This window comes from Kytococcus schroeteri (assembly GCF_042433515.1).
GTDB lineage: Bacteria > Actinomycetota > Actinomycetes > Actinomycetales > Dermatophilaceae > Kytococcus > Kytococcus schroeteri.
Genome location: NZ_JBHLVH010000004.1, coordinates 145268 through 163954 on the forward strand (window position 1 = coordinate 145268; position 18687 = coordinate 163954).

Genomic DNA, 18687 nt, shown 5'->3' on the forward strand with positions numbered 1-18687 from the left:
CCTCCCCCGCACCAGGCACCACGAAGGCCGCCCCGGACGCCCCGGTGGCGGCCTTCTACAGTGTGCGCCGCTCGACCGACGAGAGGAACCGTGACGATGGTGGTGAACGAGCGTCTGTCCCGACTGCGCCTGGTGCTCGGTGACGACGGGCTGGAGCGCCTGCAGGAGGCCACCGTGCTGGTGCTGGGGCTCGGCGGCGTGGGGTCGAGCTGCGCAGCGGCACTGGCTCGCGGTGGGGTGGGCTCGCTGGTGGTGCTCGACGAGGACGTGGTGGAGCCGAGCAACATCAACCGGCAGACGGTGGCCCTCGTCTCGACGATCGGGCGGGTCAAGGCCGAGGTGATGGCCGAGATGGTCGCCGACATCAACCCGGACTGCCGTGTGGTGCCCCGGCAGCTGTACATCAGCCCCGAGCGCGTGGCCGAGGACCTGGACCCCCTGCCGCGGCCCGCCTACGTCATCGACTGCATTGACACCATCTCCCAGAAGCTGGCCATCGCCCAGTGGTGCGCCGAGCGGGGGCTGCCGCTGCTGTCGTCGATGGGGGCGGCCAACAAACTGGACCCGACCCGGTTGGCCTTCGCCGAGGTGCAGGACACGCGCAACTGCCCGATGTCGCAGGTCATCCGCCGGGAGTGCCGGCGCCGCGGGATCACCGGACTGGAGGTGCTCTTCTCCGACGAGCGCCCGGTCCAGGTGGCCGGCCCGGGCCGCACGAAGGCGCAGACCCTGGGGTCGATGAGCTACCAGCCGCCGATCATGGGGCAGATGCTGGCGGGGCTGGCGATCCGGCGGTTGGCCGGGCTGGAGGCGATGGTCGAGCCGCCGCGGTGGGTCGCTCGTGGGGCCTGATCCCTCGGCCGGGACCGGCGCCGCCGCCCCCGTCGAGGGGGCCGGGGTGCTGCTGGACACCCACCACCACCTGGACTTCCTCCCACCCTCGGCCCGAGGAGTCTTTCTGGCCGGGACGAGGGAGCGGGGCGTGCGGGTCGTGGCGCAGACGCTGATCCCCTCGGGCCATCGGGAACTCGCCGCCGAGGCGGGCGAGTGGCCGGAGCCGCACGCGCTGCTCTCCGTGGGCTTCCACCCGTGGTTCATCGGCGAGGACGACCACGCGGACGCCGAGCTGGCCGTCCTCGAGCGGGCCGTGCGCAGCACGCGGTTCGTCGGCGAGATCGGTCTCGACCTCAGCCCACGGCGCGCAGAGGCCGTGCCCCGGGACCGGCAGGTGCGCGTCCTGGCCGCCGTCCTGGACGCCGTGCACCGGGCCGCCGCGGACACCCCGGAGCCGTACGTGCTGTCCGTGCACGCCGTGCGGTCGGCCGACGTGGTGCTCGACCTGTTGGAGGGACACGGCGACGGCGGCGAGCGGGTGGTCCCGGTGCTCCACCGCTTCGGCGGCACGAGCGACGACCTGACCCGCCTCGTGCGGATGGGCGGCTGCGTCTCCGTGCACCCGGCCATGCTGGGCACCAAGAAGGGCCGGGCGTACGTGCGGCAGGTGCCCGCCGACCGGCTGCTCCTGGAGACCGACCTGCCCACGGCGCCCCGCCGCCTCGGCCGGGCCCCCGATGGGCCCACCGAGCTGGGAGCGTCGGCGGCCGCCGAGGTCGCCGCGACGCTCCGCTCGACCGTGGACACCCTGTGCGCCCTGCGCCGGGAGGACGTCACGGCCGACATCGCCCGCACCCAGCGCCGCCTCTATGGGATCGAGGGCGACACCGCCGGACAGGCCTGAGCCGCTTCCCGGACACACCTTCCCCCACGCATGACGAAGGCCGCCCCGGACGAACCGGTGGCGGCCTTCGCTGGCTCCTGCCCCACATCGATGACGTGACACTGGTGGTGGAGATGGCGGGAATCGAACCCGCGTCCGTCGTCACACAACCAGGGCTTCTCCGGGCGCAGTGCGCTGTGGCTTTTCTCGGCCCCGGAGCTCGCACGCACACGTCCTCCGACAGGCCCAGCCGAGTTGGAGTCCCGCGCAACACCTCGGCGATGCTGCGCAGCAAGTCCCCTAGCTGATGCCAGGCACTGAGCCGGGAACTAGCTCAGGCTGACAGACTTCGGGCTCGCTCAGGCGGCGAGGGCGAAGTCGGTGCGCTTGGAATTGGCACCTATTGGTGTGCAAGGAACGTTTACGAGATGACCTTGCCTTCTCGGCCCGCTTCCCCTGGAACCATGATCGACGTCGAAACCGATCATCCCCATGGGGTCACGTCGTCGCTGTGGAGTTGTCAAGGAACTCCCCGCCGAGGCGGGTGTCGTGCATCGTACCGGTCCAACGTGGGGGCCGGCCAGCGCATTCCCGGCCGCCCGGGGCGCGCGGGGCTCAGCGTCCGCGCTGCATCTGGTAGCGCAAGCTCATCTGGGCCTGCTTCTCGCGCTCGTCCTGCTTCTCGCGCAGGGCGTGGCGCTTGTCGTACTGCTTCTTGCCCTTGGCCAGGGCGATCTCCACCTTGACCCGGCCGTCCTTGAAGTACAGCTGCAGCGGCACGATGGTGTGCCCCGCCTCGCTGGAGCGGCTGATGAGCTTGTCCATCTCGTGGCGGTGCAGCAGCAGCTTGCGACGCCGACGCGCGGCGTGGTTGGTCCACGAACCGTTGAGGTACTCCGGCACGTGCACGTTCTCCAGCCACAGCTCGCCGCGGAGCTCGTTGACGAAGCCCTCCACCAGGGAGGCGCGCCCCATGCGCAGGGACTTCACCTCGGTGCCCAGCAGGGCCAGACCCGCCTCGTAGGTGTCCTGGATCAGGTAGTCGTGCCGCGCCTTGCGGTTGGTCGCGATGACCTTGTTGCGCGGGTCGTCCTTGACCTTCTTCTTGCCGGCCACCGTTCCTCCTCCCGTCGGCGTACGTGCGTGGTGCGTCGTCAGCGGTGCGCCCGCCCTGCGGGGCACCCGTCCCCCGGCCGGGGGACGTTGAACCGTACACGGGCAACGACGTGGGGCGCACCCGGATTCCCGGGGTGCGCCCAACGCACGGTGACGTCGGGCCCCTCAGGCGCGCCGCTCCTGCACCCGGACCCGTCGGCTGGCGAGCAGCCCGCCCAGCACGGCACCCAGCGGGCCGCCCACCACCACCAGCCCCAGGGCCAGCCATGGCAAGCTGCCCAGGGAGATCGTGTGGTTCACCAGCGGGTTGGCCCCGGCCACGGAGAGCAGGACCCCGGCCAGCCCACCTGCCGCGGCCACGCACCCCACGAGGAGGGCCACCTGCAGCACGGCTGCGCGCAGCCACCGGGCACCCAGCCCACTGGCCCGGAGACCTGCGAGCAGGGGCATGAGGCTGCGCACCAGCCCACGCATGCCCAGTCCGCAGACCAACATCGTGAGCAGCGTGAACGCGCCCGCCGCCAGCTGCACCCCTGTAGCGATGGGGATGGGATCGGCGACATGAGTGGCCCACACGGCGTACGGCGACCTCCCGTGATCCTCGGCCCAGTGCGCCGCCTGCCGGTCCTGTTCGGGGGTGAGGCCGCTGTGCACCCACAGCACCTCGGTGTCCGCCGAGCTCTTCGGTTCACCGAGTTTCACGGCCTGGAGCCACTTCAGGTTCTGACCGACCACCAGCACGGGGCCGTGGGCGTCCGACGCGTCCGTCACCACCGGCAGACCCGCCCGGGAGGCCAGTGCCTTCTCCTGGTCCGGTGTGAGATCCCCGAACAGTCTCTCTGCGTCCGCCACCTGCGCCACGGCCCACCACGGCACCTCACGACCCTCCTCGCCAGGCGTGAAGCCATACCACACCGTCACCGGCTCCCCGAGCCCGAGATCCTGCCGGAACTGCCCGGCAAGGTCCTCAGGCGGGCGCTCACCCGGCTCGAGAGGCCTGATAGCCGCCATGCCCGGGGGCATGCCGGTGCTGCTGCTCGCGTTGAGGTGGGTGATCAGCCCGGCGGCGACGGCGAAGGTCGAACCGACCACACCGCTGAGCAGGGCGACCACCACGACCAGACTCGTGAGCCCTACGGCCTGCCGCGCGACCAGCCGGCGGGCCAGCAGGCCGGAACCCACGGGTCCGGTAGCCCGCACGAGCCCGAGTGCGGCACCGGCGAGCAGGGCAGTGCCCAGGCAGCTGGCCGCCAGCACCAGCAGGATGCCAGTGAACCCCTTGCCCTGCAGGGTCCCCACGAGCGCCAAGGCGCACAGAGCGGCACCGGCGACGGCCATAACACGCGCCGAGAGGGCACGACGCCGGCTCCTGCGACGACGCTGCTCCACCGGCAGGGCCGCCAGCACCAGCACCACGAAGGCAGCCGTGAGCGCACCGATCCAGAGGGGAGGGCCCCACCACCGGAACGGGGGCAGCGGCGCGTCCCCGTCCGCCAGCACGGTGGTCCGCACCACGGCTGTGGCGGCCAGGGCCCCGAGCCACGCCACCACGAGTACCACACCGGTCGCCAGTCCGGCGGCCAGCACCGTCGCCCTGTGCAGGTCCCTGGTGGGGAGCCCCACCCGGCGCAACGGGAGGGTGGTGCGGCGTACCGCACGGAGCAGGAGCCCGCCGGTGGCGAGGGCACCCATCCAGACGGCCAGGACAGCCGGGAGCCGCCGTTCCAGCCAGGCCCGGCCACTGAAGGCCGTGGCCTGGGCCCGGACCTCCGCAGCCGTGTGGGACGGGTCGAGCTCGCCGGACTCCACGTGGCGATCGAGCCTCGTCACCGCACCGGCGGGGTCGGAGCTGCTCCAGAAGACCTCGCGGTAGCCCTGCAGGCCGGACTCCTGCGCCTCCTGCGGTGTCACCTTCCAGCGGGCCCACGTTCCCGGAGCGGCCACCACCAGAGGTGCCGTGCGTTCCCAGACCGGGCTGACCACACCCACCGGGGTGAGGTTCAGCTTGCCGTGAACAGCCGACAGCCGGTCACCGACCCGCAGCCCGGAGGCCGCACTGACCACCACCTCACCCGGTCGAGCGGGCCACCGTCCCTCGCGCAGCTCGAGGACACCCTCGATGGACGCGTTGGGCAGGGGTTGTTCCTGGTAGGTGAACCCCTGCTGACCGGCGGGGGTTTCGAGGTCGATGACGGAGAGGATGCGCACCGCGTCGACGTGCACGCCGCGGAAGGTCACGGGGAGGTCTGGACCGGCCTGGCCGGGGTCGAGCAGGGCCGGCACGGTGGTGGCCCCGTCGCTGCCGCCCAGGGCAGCCGTGACCTTCTGGTCCGGACTCAGGTGGCGGGCCTCCAGAGAGAGGTAGGCCGTCCACCCCAGGAGTGCCGCGACCAGCAACGGCACCATCGCCGCACGGAAGGAGCGGGTGCGCAACAGCAGGGGTACGAGTGCCCCCACGGCGCCGTTCACCGGAAGCTCCCGTCCACCAGGTGGTACTCACGGGACACGTGGTCACGCACGGAGAGGTCGTGGGTGCAGACCACCACCGCGGCCCCGTCACGGGCCAGGTCGGCCAGCAACTCGAAGACGGATTCGGTGGTGCGGCTGTCCAGCGAACCGGTGGGTTCGTCGGCCAGCACCACCTGCTTGCCCCCGGCGATGGCCCGCGCGATGCCTACCCGCTGGGCCTGACCACCGGAGATCCGGGCCGGCACCCGGCCGGCCAGGTCGGCCACACTCACCCGGTCCAAGGCGTCCAGGGCCGCACGTCGAGCAGCGCGCCCGTCCATGCCCCGGGCCCGCAGCACCACCTCCACGTTCTCCAGCACGGTGAAGTCCGGCACCAGGTTGTGGTCCTGGAAGACCAGTCCCACCTTCTCCAACCGCATCCGGGCCCGATCGGCCTCGGACGCCGCCACCACGTCCACCCCCGCCACCCGGGCACTGCCGGCGTCGGCCTGCTCCAGACCGGCCAAGATGTTCAACAGGGTGCTCTTGCCCGACCCGCTGGCACCCGTCAGGGCCACACACTCCCCTGACTCCACCGAAAAGGTGACGCCGTCCAGAACCCGCACCGTCTCCCCCGGGGAGACGAACGACTTCTCAAGCCGTTCCACGTCGATCACTGTTCGTCCTCCTTGGACACGGTGGTGGCGCCACCCCGAGGGCAGCGCCACCTCACCGGTTGATGGGTGTCAGCAGCCCCGACCGAGGGCGTAGGAGGACACCTCGTCATTGTCTCTCCACGAGAAGCTGGGGTCGTACGTGTAGGGCCCCGACTGCCAGCACTTGCCCGACCGGTTGATGTCGTGCCAGAACGCCACGCCCCAGCGCGTCTCGTTCTTCATCGAGCTGAGCTCGTCGTTGGCCACCGTCGACATGTTCCACGAGCCCGTGGTGGACCGCGTGCCCAGCAGTCCCTGGTAGTTCACGTCCTTGTAGAGCTTCAGGTCCGCGGACGCAGCCACGGGGCCCGACACGAGGGCCGCCGCGACGACGGTGGCGGAGATGATCTTCTTGAGCATGACGAATCACGCCCCCTTCTGTGTGTGGATGCCGGGGCGATCGCCCCGATCGCCCCGATCGCCCCGATCGCCCCGATCGCCCCGAATAGTGACTCATGCAACAGTCGCCAACCGCTCATTCCGGTAACAGTTTGGTCACGATTTCGCGCCCGCTGCCGGACCGATCGTCGTCAGGTCGCCAGACAGGAGGGGGCGCACCCGGATTCCCCGGGTGCGCCCCACGTCGGCGCGAGCGAGCCGGTTCAGGCGCGCAGGGCCGCCATCTACCGCATGAGACCCTCGGGCAGGTCCGCCCCGGCCCCGGACTCCAGCGCCTCGAGCACGGCATCGCCCACCTGAGCCGTGGACTTCCCCATGGCCGGGTTGGCCAGGGCCGGCAGCTGCCCGATGACGTGCACGGCCGCGCGCTCCACGGCGGTGGCGGCCTCCCCCTCGCCCAGGTGGGCCAGGCACAGCGCCAGCGAGAGCACGGCGCCGACCGGGTTGGCCACGCCCTTCCCCGCAATGTCCGGCGCCGAGCCGTGCACGGGCTCGAACATGCTGGGTGCCGAGCCGTCCAGGGTGAGGTTGCCCGAGGCCGCCATTCCGAGCCCGCCCTGCACCACCGCGCCGAGGTCGGTGACGATGTCGCCGAAGAGGTTGTCGGTGACCACCACGTCGAACCGGCTGGGGTCGGTGGGCAGGTGCATGCACAGGGCGTCCACGTGCACGTAGTCCCACTCCACGTCCGGGTACCGCGCGGACACGGCCTCCATGACGTCGAGCCACAGCCGCCCGGCCTCCACGAGCACGTTGGTCTTGTGACAGAGGCTCACCTTGCGGCGGCGCTGGGCGGCCAGGGCGAAGGCGTACTCCACGGCGCGCTCGGTGGCGAACCAGGTGGTGGTGGCGTCCTGCACCGCCGTGTGCGCGGGGGTGCCGCGGTGCACGGCGGACCCGGCCGAGGCGTAGGCCCCCTCGGTGTTCTCCCGCACCACCACGAGGTCGCAGTCCTCGGGCCGCAGGCCCGCGATCGGGCTGGTCACGCCGGGGTAGAGCCGCACCGGGCGCAGGTTGACCGCCTGCCGCATCTCCCGGCGCAGGGCCAGGATGATGCCGCGCTCCAGCACGCCCGAGGGAAGGTCCGGGTGCCCCACGGCCCCGAACACGATGGCGTCGTGCTGCCGGATGCGCTCGGCCAGCTCGTCGGTGAGGAGCTCGCCGGTGGCGCGGTAGTGCTCGGCGCCCAGGGGGTACTCGGTGCGGGTGGTGGTGAAGCCGAACCGCTGCTCGGCGAGGTCGAGCACGCGGAGCGCCTGCTCCGTCACCTCCGGACCGATGCCGTCGCCACCGATGATCGCCAGGTCGTGGTGTGCCATGGGCGCATGCTTCCACCGCACGGGGACGACCGGTGCCCCGCACACGGTGTTGTGCGCTTCCTCACAGGCTGTTGTGTCGGCGCGAGCCGTGGGTAGTGTGCCGCCCATGCACTTCGTGTCGCTCCTCCTTCGCTGCCGCAGCGAGGCCCTCTAGTCCGGGCCCCTCGCTGCGGAGTCGTCGTGCACCCCGGACGCACAGACCCAGCGAGGAGCCCCCGTGACGAGCGAGCACACCCCCACCACCCCCCGCACCCTGGCCGACAAGCTCTGGGACGACCACGTCGTCCGCGCCGGCACCGACGGTGCACCGGACCTGCTGCACATCGACCTGCACCTGGTGCACGAGGTCACCAGCCCCCAGGCCTTCGACGGCCTGCGCGCCGCCGGACGCACCGTCCGCCGCCCCGACCTGACCGTGGCCACCGAGGACCACAACGTCCCCACCCAGGCCGGCCCGGTCACCGACCCCACCAGCGCCGAGCAGCTGGACGCCCTGCGCGCCAACTGCGCCGAGTTCGGCATCACCCACCACGGCCGCGGGTCCACCAGCCAGGGCATCGTCCACGTCATCGGCCCCGAGACGGGGCTGACCCAGCCGGGCATGACCATCGTCTGCGGCGACAGCCACACCTCCACCCACGGGGCCTTCGGCGCCCTGGCCATGGGCATCGGCACATCCGAGGTGGAGCACGTGCTGGCCACCCAGACGCTGCCGCTGACCCGCCCCCGCACGATGGCGGTGGAGGTCACCGGCGAGCTGCCGGCCGGCGCGACGGCCAAGGACCTGGTGCTGGCGATCATCGGCCGCATCGGCACCGCCGGCGGCCAGGGCCACGTCATCGAGTACCGGGGCCCGGCCATCGAGGCGCTCTCCATGGAGGGCCGCATGACGGTGTGCAACATGTCCATCGAGGCCGGGGCGCGCGCCGGCATCATCGCGCCGGACGAGACCACCTTGGACTGGGTGCGCGGCCACGAGCACGCCCCCGCCGGCGCCGCGTGGGAGGACGCCGTGGCCGACTGGGCCCGGCTGCGCACCGACGAGGGCGCCACCTTTGACACCGTGGTGCACGTGGACGCCTCCGAGGTCTCCCCGCAGGTCACCTGGGGCACCAACCCGGCCCAGTCCGTGGCGCTGGACCAGGCCGTGCCGGACCCGGCGGCCTTCGAGGGCGCCGCCCGCGAGGCCGCCGCCGACGCCCTGGCCTACATGGACCTGCAGCCCGGCACCCCGGTGCGCGAGGTACCCGTGGACGCGGTGTTCGTGGGCAGCTGCACCAACGGACGCATGGAGGACCTGCGCGCCGTGACCGACGTGCTGCGCGGGCGCCGAGTGGCCGACGGCGTGCGGATGCTGGTGGTGCCCGGCTCCACCCGGGTGCGCCTGCAGGCCGAGGCCGAGGGCCTGGACCGCGTCATCACCGAGGCCGGGGGCGAGTGGCGCCTGGCCGGGTGCTCGATGTGCCTGGGGATGAACCCCGACACCCTCGCACCCGGCGAGCGCTGCGCCTCCACCTCCAACCGCAACTTCGAGGGACGCCAGGGGGCCCGCAGTCGCACCCACCTGGTCTCCCCCGGCGTCGCCGCCGCCACCGCCGTGGCCGGCCACTTCGCCGCCCCCGCCGACCTGACCGCCTGAGGAGGAGATCCGCCATGCAGACCTTCACCACCCACACCGGCGCCGGCATCCCCCTGCGTCGCAGCAACGTGGACACCGACCAGATCATCCCCGCCACCTACCTCAAGCGCGTGCGCCGCGACGGCTTCGAGGAGGGCCTGTTCGCCCGCTGGCGCGAGGACCCGCAGTTCGTCATGAACCGTGAGGGCTACCGAGAGGGCTCCGTGCTGGTGGCCGGCGAGGACTTCGGCACGGGCTCCTCCCGCGAGCACGCCGTCTGGGCGCTGATGCAGTACGGCATCCGCGTCGTGCTTGCCCCCCGCTTCGGCGACATCTTCCGCGCCAACGCCGGCAACCAGGGCCTGCTGGCCGCCGTCGTCGCGCCGGCCGAGGTCGAGGCGATCTGGGCGGAGCTGGAGGCCGAGCCCGGCCGCGAGGTCACCGTCGACCTGCCCGCCCGCACCGTCACCTGCGGGGCGGTGAGCACCACCTTCGAGGTGGACGACCACGTGGCCCGCCGCCTGGCCGAGGGCAAGGACGCCATCGCGGTCACCCTGGACCACGCCGAGGAGATCGACGCCCACGAGGCGCGCCGCCCCACCCACCGGCCCACCACGCGCGGCACGGTGACCACCCCCTCCCGCGAGGCCGTGGAGGCCCGGTGGCCGCAGCGGCCCAGCGCCATGCCGCACCGCCGCTACTCCCCCGCCCCGGCCGTGCACCTGCCGGACCGCACCTGGCCGGACCGCCGCGCCACCCGTGCGCCCCGCTGGTGCGCGGTGGACCTGCGCGACGGCAACCAGGCCCTGATCGACCCGATGAGCCCGGAGCGCAAGCTGGAGATGTTCCAGCTGCTGGTGGAGATGGGCTACAAGGAGATCGAGGTCGGCTTCCCCGCGGCCAGCCAGACCGACTTCGACTTCGTGCGCCACATCATCGAGAACGACCTGGTGCCCGCCGACGTGCGCATCCAGGTGCTGGTGCAGGCGCGCAAGCACCTCATCGACCGCACCTACGAGGCCATCAGCGGCGCCCACAACGCCATCGTGCACCTGTACAACTCCACCTCCACCCTGCAACGCCGCGTGGTCTTCGGCGCCACCCAGGACGAGGTGGTGGACATCGCCCTGCAGGGCGCCCGCTGGTGCAAGGAGGCCGAGGCGCGCCTGCCCGAGGGCACCGAGGTGACCTACGAGTACTCCCCGGAGAGCTACACCGGCACCGAGCTGGAGTTCGCGGTCCGCGTGTGCAACGCGGTGATGACGGTGCTGGTGCCGACGCCGGAGAAGCCGCTGATCGTCAACCTGCCGGCCACGGTGGAGGAGTCGACGCCCAACGTGTACGCCGACTCGATCGAGTGGATGAGCCGCCACCTGGACCACCGCGAGGACGTGGTGCTGAGCCTGCACCCGCACAACGACCGCGGTACGGCCGTGGCCGCCGCCGAGCTGGGCTTCCTGGCCGGCGCGGACCGCATCGAGGGCTGCCTGTTCGGCAACGGCGAGCGCACGGGCAACGTCTGCCTGGTGACCCTGGGCATGAACCTGTTCAGCCAGGGGGTGGACCCGGAGGTCGACTTCTCGGACATGCCCCGCATCCGGGCCACGGTGGAGCGCTGCAACCAGCTGCCGGTGGCCGAGCGCCACCCCTACGGCGGCGACCTGGTGTTCACCGCGTTCAGCGGATCGCACCAGGACGCCATCAACAAGGGGTTCACCGCCCTGGAGGCCGAGGCCGCCGCGGCGGGCGTGCCGGTGGACCAGCACCCGTGGGCGGTGCCTTACCTGCCGGTGGACCCGCGCGACGTGGGCCGCAGCTACGACGCGGTGATCCGGGTGAACAGCCAGTCCGGCAAGGGTGGCGTGGCCTACGTGCTGCGCACCGAGCACTCCCTGCAGTTGCCGCGGCGCATGCAGATCGAGTTCTCCCGCGCCGTGCAGCAGCGCACCGACAGCCAGGGTGGCGAGATGACGCCGGACGCCATCAAGGAGTGCTTCGACGCGGAGTACCTGGCGCGCACCGGCCCGCTGGAGTTCCACGACGCCGACACGCGCACCGGCGACGACGGGCAGGTGGCGCTGCGGGCCTCGGTGACCCTGCGCGGGGCGCAGCAGACCCTGGAGGGCCACGGCAACGGGCCGGTCATGGCCTATCTGGACGCACTGTGCCGGGCCGGTACGGACGTGCAGGTGGTGGACTACTCGCAGCACTCGCTGTCCACCGGCGGTGACGCCCGCGCCGCGGCATACGTGGAGTGCCAGGTGGACGGGCAGGTGTTCTGGGGCGCCGGCATCGACCCCAACACCACGGCGGCCTCGCTGCGGGCCATCACCTGCGCGGTGAACCGGGCGGCCGCGGCCAGCGAGACCGCTCCGGCGGTGCCGGCCGAGCCGGTGGCCGTCTGACCGGGACCGCACAGGTCGGAGGGGCGCACACCACGTGGTGTGCGCCCCTCCTCGTCACGGCCGGGTGGCCGGGCGCCGCGTCAGTCGGCCTGCTTGTCCTGGCCGCGCTGCCAGCGGATGCCGGCCTCGATGAAGCCGTCGATGTCGCCGTCGAACACGTTCTGGGTGTTGCCCACCTCGTGGCCGGTGCGCAGGTCCTTGACCATCTGGTAGGGGTGCAGCACGTAGGAGCGCATCTGGTCGCCCCAGCTGGCCTTGATGTCACCGGCCAGCTCCTTGCGCTCCGCGGCCTCCTCGGCCTTGCGGATGAGCAGCAGGCGCGACTGCAGCACGCGCAGCGCGGCGGCGCGGTTCTGGATCTGCGACTTCTCGTTCTGCATCGAGACCACCACACCGGTGGGGATGTGGGTCATGCGCACGGCGGAGTCGGTGGTGTTCACCGACTGCCCACCGGGGCCCGAGGAACGGAACACGTCCACCTTGATCTCGTTCTCCGGGATCTCGATGGAGTCCGTCTGCTCGATGACGGGCACCACCTCCACCGCGGCGAAGGAGGTCTGCCGGCGGCCCTGGTTGTCGTAGGGCGAGATGCGCACGAGGCGGTGCGTGCCGCCCTCGACGGCGAGGTTGCCGTAGGCGTAGGGCACGTTCACCTCGAAGGTGACCGACTTCAGGCCGGCCTCCTCGGCGTAGGAGGTGTCCAGCACCTTGGTGGGGTACTCGTGGCGCTCGGCCCAGCGCAGGTACATGCGCATGAGCATCTCGGCAAAGTCCGCCGCGTCCACACCGCCGGCGCCGGCGCGGATGGTGATGACCGCCTCGCGCTCGTCGTACTCGCCGGAGAGCAGGGTGCGCACCTCGAGCTTCTCCACCGCGGCCTGGATGGAGGCGAGCTCCTTCTCGGCCTCGGCGCGGGTCTCGGCGTCGGACTCCTCCTCGGCCATCTCGACGAGCACCTCGAGGTCGTCGATGCGCGCGTCCATGCCCTCCACGCGCTCGACCTCACCGCGCACGCGCGACATGGCCGAGGAGACCTTCTGACCGTTCTCCGGGTCGTCCCAGAGGTCCGGCGCGCTGGACTGCTCCTCCAGGTCGGCCAGCTGCTCCTTCAGCTTCGGCAGGTCGATGACCTCCCGCACCGACTCCATGGTCGTGCGGAGTTCCCGGATCTCTTGCGCAAAGTCGACAGCCACAGTGGGGCAGTCTACGCGGTGCGCTGCCGCCCCTCCCCCGACGAACGACGGCGCGGCCCGGGAGCATGTCGGGGTGGGTGCTCCCGGGACGCGTCGGATGGGGGGTCGGTCCCTCAGAACTCGAAGACCAGCCGCGCCGGCACCGACCCGGAGAGAACCTCCTCGAAGCACTCGTTGACGTCCTCGAGGCGCCGCGACTCCGCGATGACCTGGGTGCGCCCCATGGCGTGCAGCTCGAAGCACTCCGCCAGGTCGTTGCGGGTGCCCACCAGCGAGCCGTGCACGCTGATGCCCCGCAGGACCGTCTCGAACACCGGCAGGGTCAGCTGGTTGTCAGCCGGCAGCCCCACCAGCACCAGGCGACCGGTGGGGTTGAGGGCGGCGTGCGCGGCCGCCATCGCCGCCGGGCTGGGCACCGTCACCAGGGCGATGTCGGCACCACCCAGCGCACCCACCTGCTGCCCGAGGTCACCACGGGCGTCCACCGCGTGGTCGGCGCCCAGCTGCTCGGTGGCCAGGTTCAGCTTCTCGTCGGTGACGTCCGCGGCGATCACCCGGCACCCGAAGGTCCTGGCGTACTGCAGCCCCAGGTGGCCCAGACCCCCGGTGCCCACGACGAGCACGGACTCCGCCGGCTGCGGACGGGCCGACTTCAGGGCCGCGTAGGTGGTCACGCCCGCGCAGGTGATGGGCGCGGCGTCGAAGGCGCTCACCCCCTCGGGCACGCGCACCACGTGGGAGGCGTAGCCGATCGCGTACTCGGCGTACCCACCGTCGATGGTGTAACCCATGTACTCCGGGGAGGTGCAGTAGGTCTCGTGCCCGCCGATGCAGTAACGGCACCGGCCGCAGGCCCGCCCCAGCCAGGGCAGGGCCACGCGCTGCCCCACCATCGCGGAGTCCACGCCCTCGCCGACCTCCTCGACGATGCCGACCCCCTCGTGGCCGGGGATGAGCGGCGTCTTGGGCTTGACCGGCCAGTCACCGCGCGCGGCGTGGATGTCGGTGTGGCACAGCCCGCTGGCCTCGATGCGGACCCGCACCTGCCCAGCGGTGGGCTCGGGGAGGTCGAGTTCACGGATCTCCAGCGGGGCGTTCAGGGCGGGGACGACGGCAGCCTTCACAGCACTCTCCCTTGGTGGGTGGACGGTGGCCCCCACGGACCACCTCCTCCGACCGTAGCGCTGTCACCGGCCCCGGCCCACCGAGTACGAACCGGGGCCCGCACCAGTGGTGCGGGCCCCGGTGGGGACACGGCCCGAGGGCCGTGGAGGTCGGTCAGCCGATGCGGAAGGCGGAGCGCTGCAGCATCGGGAGCACCTCACGCTGCACGGCGGCGGCCGAGTAGCCCTTCGGGCGGCCGGAACGGTTGGTGGAGACGGCCATGCAGGCGTCCATGACCTTCGCCTGGCCGTCCAGGAGCAGGTTGCTCTGCTCGTCGTAGGGGCGCCCGGTCATCATGAACGCCATGCGACGCCAGCCGTCACGCGAGGTGAACGACATGGCGGTGGAGCCGAAGCCACCACCGTCGTGGCCGTACACCTTGCCCTTGCCGGTCCAGACGTCGTCGAGCACGAACACGCCGTAACCGGCCTGGGCCTCCTTGGCCGCACCCACCGGGGTGATCATGCGGTCCACCATCGTCTTGGACAGCACCCTGTGACGCATGAGCAGCGCCCAGAAGTCGGTGATGTCCGCGGAGGTGGCCATCGCTGCGGCCGAGGCCGAGAAGATGGAGAGGTTGTTCTTCTCCAGACGCTCCTTGCGCTTGCCCAGGATGGCCACGTCCTCCAGCTGGAGCTTGGGGTTCTCGACCTTGGCGGAGTTGAACAGGAACGTCTGGTTCATGTTCATGCGGGTGTAGATGCGCTCACGCAGGACCTTGTCGATGGGCTTGCGGTAGACCTTCTCCAGCATCATGCCCAGCACCACGTAGCCGGTGTTGGAGTAGGACCAGCCGGTGCCCGGCGCGAAGTGCCAGGGCAGCTTCTTGGCCTCGCGGATGATCTTGGCGTGGGTCCACTGGTCGTTGGTGAAGTCCTCCCACCAGTCGAGGGTGAAGCCGTGCTCCTCGACGTAGCGGGTCACGTAGTCGTTGATGTGGTCCGGCATGCCGGAGGTGTGGTTGAGCAGCTGACCGATGGTGACGCGGCCACGGCCCTTCCACAGGCCCGGCAGCACGTCGTCGATGGTGGTCTTGAGCGTCCAGGTGCCCTTCTCCACGAGCTCCAGCACCGCGGTGGCCACGTGCGGCTTGGTCATGGAGGAGATGCGAGCGCGGGCGTTCTCGCGAGCCAGCTCCTTGCGTCCCAGGGAGAAGCGGCCGGCGGCGATGTCCATGCGGCCGTACTTGCCGGACACCGAGCAGACGGCACCGACGACCGGGCGGCCGATGGTGCTCTGGAGCGCCTTCTTGAGGGCGACCGCGTTGGGGCCGGTGGCGATGGTCTGCGGCGTGACGGTCGCCGCACCGGCGGGAGCGGTCATCGCAGCGGTCGCGGCCGTGGCGGTGGCCAGGCCGGCGAACTGGCGGCGGGACAGGGCGGTGCTCATGGCGTTCTCCTGTGTCGTGGGATCAAGGTCCTGGCCCGTGTGGGCCGCACCCATCCTCATCAGTGCGCCGGTGCGCGCACCACCCGCCCACGGGATGAGATCGGGCGCCCCCGCCGCCCCTGCCGAGGGGACCACGGGGGCACCCGGCCGCGTGGGGCCTCAGCCGAAGAAGGGCGCCACCTCGGCGTCGTAGCGCGCCGCGCCACGGACCACGACGGGGTCCAGGCCGCCGGCCGTGGCCCGGGCAGCGGTGTGGGAGGTCGCCCGCAGCGCCGCCTTGCGGAGGGCCTCACGGTTGAGGTCCATCGTGCCCTTGCCGCCCCACCAGTAGGGACGCCCGGTGGCGACGTAGGCCATCCGGCGCCGCCCGTCCCGGGTGGACAGAGCGTGGGCCACCGAGCCCCAACCGGCCCCGGTGTGGCCGTAGAGGTTGCCGGTGCCCGCCACGTCATCGGGCACGACGCGCAGGCCCAGGCCGTAGGAGTACTCCTTGGCGGCGCCGTAGGGGGTGCACATCTTGTCGACCAGGTACTGGCTGATGATGTTGCCGCGGAAGAGGTTGTACATGAAGTCGGTGACGTCGGCCGAGGTGGCCATGACTGCGCCGGCGCCGGAGAAGGTGCTCAGGTTGACGCGCTCCAGCCGGTAGCGCCCCTCGGGCTCCACGATGTAGTCCGACAGCTGCGGGCTGGGCACGGAGAACCCACGCTCCAGGCTGGTCTGCCCCATGCCGGTGCGGCGGAAGACCTGCGTGCGGAGCAGGTTCTCCAGCCGCTTTCCGGTGACCTTCTCCAGCATCATGCCGACGACCACGAAGCCGGTGTTGGAGTAGGAGTAGCCCTCGCCCGGCGTGAAGCGCCAGGTCATGCCGCGGGCGATGCGCACGAGCTGGGCATCGGTGTACTGGCGCGAGCAGGCCTCCTCCAGCGCCGCCGGGGATTGCTCGTACATGTTGTTGCCCGGGGTGATGACGTCCAGCACGTCCGGCATGCCCGAGGTGTGGCTGAGCAGCTGGCGCAGGGTGACCCGGCCGCGGCCCGGCCAGAGGCCCGGGAGCACGTCGTCGATGGTGGTCTGCAGGGTCCACGTGCGCTTCTGGATCTGCAGCATGACCGCGGTGGTGACGAGCATCTTGGTGATGCTGGAGACGCGGCCGCGGCAGGTGATGGTGGCCGCGGCCCCCGAGACCGACTGGCGACCGGCCGCGGCGTCGAGCGCCCCGTGGCGCCCTCGCACGGAGACCACCGCACCCACGGCGGTGTGGCCGATGAGGGCGCGCAGGCGGGCACGCACGGCATCGCCCGCGGGGGTGTCGAGCGGTGCGGCGAGGGTGGGTGCAGGAGCGGCGACGCCGGCGGCGACGGCCCCGGCGGTGAGACCGGCGAGCTCCCGGCGGCTGATGGTGGTCATGGTGTCCTCCCAGTCTGTGTCCGGACGCCGCGGGAATCGTCTGCTGCTCCCCCACCCCCGTGGCGTCCGTGGTCCCCGGCGGGCCTCCCACGGTAGCGGGGTGTGGCGCGTCTCGGTGCGCACGCGGGATGTGAACGCGGCGACCAGGAGGGGCGGGGATGCCGGACGGTCAGCGCTCGCTGCCGGTGCTGCCGCGGGCGGTGGACTCCACGGTCACCGTGGTGCCGTGCGGCACCCAGGCCCGGACGACGTCGGTGACCGGGAAGTGCACCTGGCTGGTGACCCGGACGGTGGCCTGGCGGCCATCGCCGCTGGGCGTCGCCGCATCGAGGGTCCACGCCTCGATGCGGCGCGAGGGGACCTGACGCTCCATGGCGTCGCGGGCCTCGCGCTGCACCTGCTGGGGGTCCAGCGGCGCGTCGACGTCGGCGTAGTAGCCCTCCTCGGAGAGCGCGTCGGCCGCACCGCGGGCCGCGGCGTCGCCAACGTTGAGCGTCTCGATGCGGGCCAGGTACACGTTGGTGCTGTCGATGCCCACCATCACCATCGAGACGATGACGGCGACGAAGCCCATGAGCATCACGAGCATGCCGCCGTGCTCGGAGCGGTCGTGCCGGGGGCCGGCGGGCGTGGGACGCCCGACGGAGCACGGTCGCAGGAGCGAGCGGAGAGGGTGCTTCACTGCTGCTCCCGGTAGCGGTCGACGGGTTCGGTGTGGGTGGCGGTGAAGGTCATCACCGACGGGGCGTCGATGCCGAAGCTGGCCACCGCGGGGAGCTCCACCACCACCTCGGCAGTGGCGGTGACGGCGGCGTCCGCCTCCGGGTCGCCGCAGCCGCTGCAGGCGACGGTGAACTCCCCCGTACGACCGAAGTCCTCCGCAGTCAGGTCGCCTGCGGCCAGGGCACTGGCCTCGGCGTCGGGCGCGTTGGTGGCGATGCCGGCCACGGCGACGCGCGCGGTCTCCCGCGCGGCCGCGGTGGAGGCGAAGGCCGCGGACTGGATCTCTGCCAGGAGCACGATGAGGTAGAGCACCGGCAGGAGGACGAAGGCCACCACGCCGAGGTACTCCACCATCGCGCTGCCGACCTCGGGGTCCGTGCCTCCCCGGGTGCGACGGAGGACGACGCGCGCCCACGGATGGCGGCTCACGTCCCCTCCCGGAGGGCACGGCCCCGGACCTCGAGGTCCTGGCCGATGCCCCACGGGCCGACGAGCGGGAGGTCGGCGCGGACGTCCACGACCACCACCTGCCTCCCGCCGACGACCTCGTGGTGCTCGGAGACCTCGCTCACCGCCCGGCCGACGAGGGCTTGGTCCGCCAGGTAGTGCGTGCGGGCCACCCCGTCACCGGGCGCGGCCCCCGCGCGGGCACCGTGGCGGGCCCCCTCGACGGCGAAGGCGGTGAGCGAGTTCTTGACGTGCAGGGCGAAGGCCAGCTGCAGCACGGCCATGACCGTCAGGAGGGCCAGCCCGCTGGTGAGTACGAACTCCGTGGTCGCGGAGCCACGCTCACCGGCCCTCCACCGGCTCACGGGCCCTGGACCCCGTTCACCGCACTGGTGAACAGACCGTTCAGCGTGGGGCCGGCCACGGCCCACAGCGCCGTCACGAGGCCCGCCGTCATCATGGTGATGAGCACCCAGCCGGGCACGTCGCCGCGCTCGGTGTCCTGGGTCATCCGCGTGTACGCCGTCACGAGACGGGCGTAGATGCTCTGGAAGGTGGTCATGCCTGGTCTCCTTGGGTGTGTGCTGCGAACGGGAACGGTTCCCGTCGAGGGGTCCCCCGCA

The 18687-nt window shown here is 71.9% G+C and carries 17 protein-coding genes and 1 other RNA gene; 4 read left to right on the plus strand and 14 right to left on the minus strand.

All coding sequences use genetic code 11. The features are described 5' to 3' along the window. The first annotated feature begins 96 nt into the window (after positions 1-96). On the plus strand, positions 97-852 hold the full coding sequence (locus tag ACFFHC_RS02430) for a tRNA threonylcarbamoyladenosine dehydratase (protein WP_141494155.1): 756 nt from the start codon (positions 97-99) through the stop codon (positions 850-852). Then, positions 842-1738, plus strand: a complete 897-nt coding sequence (locus ACFFHC_RS02435) for a TatD family hydrolase (protein WP_202820453.1) — start codon at positions 842-844, stop codon at positions 1736-1738. The genes ACFFHC_RS02430 and ACFFHC_RS02435 overlap by 11 nt, the downstream gene beginning before the upstream one ends. Positions 1739-1843: 105 nt before the next feature. Here ACFFHC_RS02435 and ssrA read toward each other — a convergent pair. The 6 genes from ssrA to ACFFHC_RS02465 form a co-directional block, all read right to left on the minus strand. Next, positions 1844-2209: a transfer-messenger RNA gene (gene ssrA / locus ACFFHC_RS02440) on the minus strand. A gap of 123 nt (positions 2210-2332) precedes the next feature. After that, positions 2333-2833, minus strand: a complete 501-nt coding sequence (gene smpB, locus ACFFHC_RS02445; protein WP_101849403.1) for an SsrA-binding protein SmpB — start codon at positions 2831-2833, stop codon at positions 2333-2335. A 165-nt stretch (positions 2834-2998) separates the two neighbouring features. Next, positions 2999-5302: a hypothetical protein gene (locus ACFFHC_RS02450; RefSeq protein ID WP_141494147.1), complete on the minus strand. Its 2304-nt coding sequence runs from the start codon at positions 5300-5302 to the stop codon at positions 2999-3001. Beyond that, complete coding sequence (locus tag ACFFHC_RS02455; protein ID WP_237769769.1) at positions 5299-5949, minus strand: ABC transporter ATP-binding protein; 651 nt, start codon at positions 5947-5949, stop codon at positions 5299-5301. Before ACFFHC_RS02455 ends, ACFFHC_RS02450 begins: the two co-directional genes overlap by 4 nt. A 78-nt stretch (positions 5950-6027) precedes the next feature. After that, on the minus strand, positions 6028-6357 hold the full coding sequence (locus ACFFHC_RS02460) for a hypothetical protein (RefSeq protein WP_202820452.1): 330 nt from the start codon (positions 6355-6357) through the stop codon (positions 6028-6030). A 263-nt stretch (positions 6358-6620) separates the two neighbouring features. Further along, positions 6621-7715 carry a 3-isopropylmalate dehydrogenase gene (locus ACFFHC_RS02465; protein WP_141494146.1) on the minus strand — a complete coding sequence of 365 codons (1095 nt, stop codon included), beginning with the start codon at positions 7713-7715 and terminating at the stop codon, positions 6621-6623. 217 nt (positions 7716-7932) lie between these two features. On the opposite strand from ACFFHC_RS02465, the gene leuC reads away from it, so the two are divergent. Together leuC and leuA are read left to right on the plus strand one after the other, a co-directional pair. Continuing rightward, a complete protein-coding gene (leuC, locus tag ACFFHC_RS02470; protein WP_379802743.1) occupies positions 7933-9354 on the plus strand; it encodes a 3-isopropylmalate dehydratase large subunit in 1422 nt (473 codons plus the stop codon). Positions 9355-9368: 14 nt separating this feature from the next. Further along, positions 9369-11738 carry a 2-isopropylmalate synthase gene (leuA, locus tag ACFFHC_RS02480; protein WP_512700358.1) on the plus strand — a complete coding sequence of 790 codons (2370 nt, stop codon included), beginning with the start codon at positions 9369-9371 and terminating at the stop codon, positions 11736-11738. Positions 11739-11818: 80 nt separating this feature from the next. Here the strand turns inward: leuA and prfB are convergent, their stop codons facing one another. The 8 genes from prfB to ACFFHC_RS02520 form a co-directional block, all read right to left on the minus strand. After that, positions 11819-12931, minus strand: a complete 1113-nt coding sequence (prfB, locus tag ACFFHC_RS02485) for a peptide chain release factor 2 (protein ID WP_070703950.1) — start codon at positions 12929-12931, stop codon at positions 11819-11821. A gap of 113 nt (positions 12932-13044) precedes the next feature. After that, the gene (locus ACFFHC_RS02490; protein WP_379802746.1) at positions 13045-14055 is read right to left on the minus strand and encodes a zinc-dependent alcohol dehydrogenase; all 1011 of its coding nucleotides are present in this window, start codon (positions 14053-14055) and stop codon (positions 13045-13047) included. A 154-nt stretch (positions 14056-14209) separates the two neighbouring features. Next, positions 14210-15484: a serine hydrolase domain-containing protein gene (locus tag ACFFHC_RS02495; RefSeq protein WP_379802748.1), complete on the minus strand. Its 1275-nt coding sequence runs from the start codon at positions 15482-15484 to the stop codon at positions 14210-14212. 159 nt (positions 15485-15643) lie between these two features. Then, complete coding sequence (locus ACFFHC_RS02500; protein WP_379802751.1) at positions 15644-16894, minus strand: serine hydrolase domain-containing protein; 1251 nt, start codon at positions 16892-16894, stop codon at positions 15644-15646. Between the two features lie 169 nt (positions 16895-17063). Continuing rightward, the gene (locus ACFFHC_RS02505; RefSeq protein WP_379802753.1) at positions 17064-17483 is read right to left on the minus strand and encodes a hypothetical protein; all 420 of its coding nucleotides are present in this window, start codon (positions 17481-17483) and stop codon (positions 17064-17066) included. An 89-nt stretch (positions 17484-17572) separates the two neighbouring features. After that, a complete protein-coding gene (locus tag ACFFHC_RS02510) occupies positions 17573-18046 on the minus strand; it encodes a hypothetical protein (RefSeq protein ID WP_070703940.1) in 474 nt (157 codons plus the stop codon). After that, positions 18043-18429, minus strand: a complete 387-nt coding sequence (locus ACFFHC_RS02515; RefSeq protein ID WP_070703938.1) for a TadE family protein — start codon at positions 18427-18429, stop codon at positions 18043-18045. The genes ACFFHC_RS02510 and ACFFHC_RS02515 overlap by 4 nt, the downstream gene beginning before the upstream one ends. Beyond that, positions 18426-18626, minus strand: coding sequence for a hypothetical protein (locus ACFFHC_RS02520; RefSeq protein ID WP_070703936.1), 201 nt, complete (start codon positions 18624-18626; stop codon positions 18426-18428). The genes ACFFHC_RS02515 and ACFFHC_RS02520 overlap by 4 nt, the downstream gene beginning before the upstream one ends. Between the last annotated feature and the right edge of the window lie 61 nt (positions 18627-18687).

Bases quoted from the DNA above. Each gene is read 5' to 3' on its own strand.
- ACFFHC_RS02430 (WP_141494155.1), top strand. From the start codon at position 97: ATGGTGGTGAACGAGCGTCTGTCCCGACTGCGCCTGGTGCTCGGTGAC.
- ACFFHC_RS02460 (WP_202820452.1), bottom strand. From the start codon at position 6,357: ATGCTCAAGAAGATCATCTCCGCCACCGTCGTCGCGGCGGCCCTCGTG.
- ACFFHC_RS02465 (WP_141494146.1), bottom strand. From the start codon at position 7,715: ATGGCACACCACGACCTGGCGATCATCGGTGGCGACGGCATCGGTCCG.
- leuA (WP_512700358.1), top strand. From the start codon at position 9,369: ATGCAGACCTTCACCACCCACACCGGCGCCGGCATCCCCCTGCGTCGC.
- ACFFHC_RS02495 (WP_379802748.1), bottom strand. From the start codon at position 15,484: ATGAGCACCGCCCTGTCCCGCCGCCAGTTCGCCGGCCTGGCCACCGCC.
- ACFFHC_RS02500 (WP_379802751.1), bottom strand. From the start codon at position 16,894: ATGACCACCATCAGCCGCCGGGAGCTCGCCGGTCTCACCGCCGGGGCC.
- ACFFHC_RS02505 (WP_379802753.1), bottom strand. From the start codon at position 17,483: ATGCTCGTGATGCTCATGGGCTTCGTCGCCGTCATCGTCTCGATGGTG.
- ACFFHC_RS02520 (WP_070703936.1), bottom strand. From the start codon at position 18,626: ATGACCACCTTCCAGAGCATCTACGCCCGTCTCGTGACGGCGTACACG.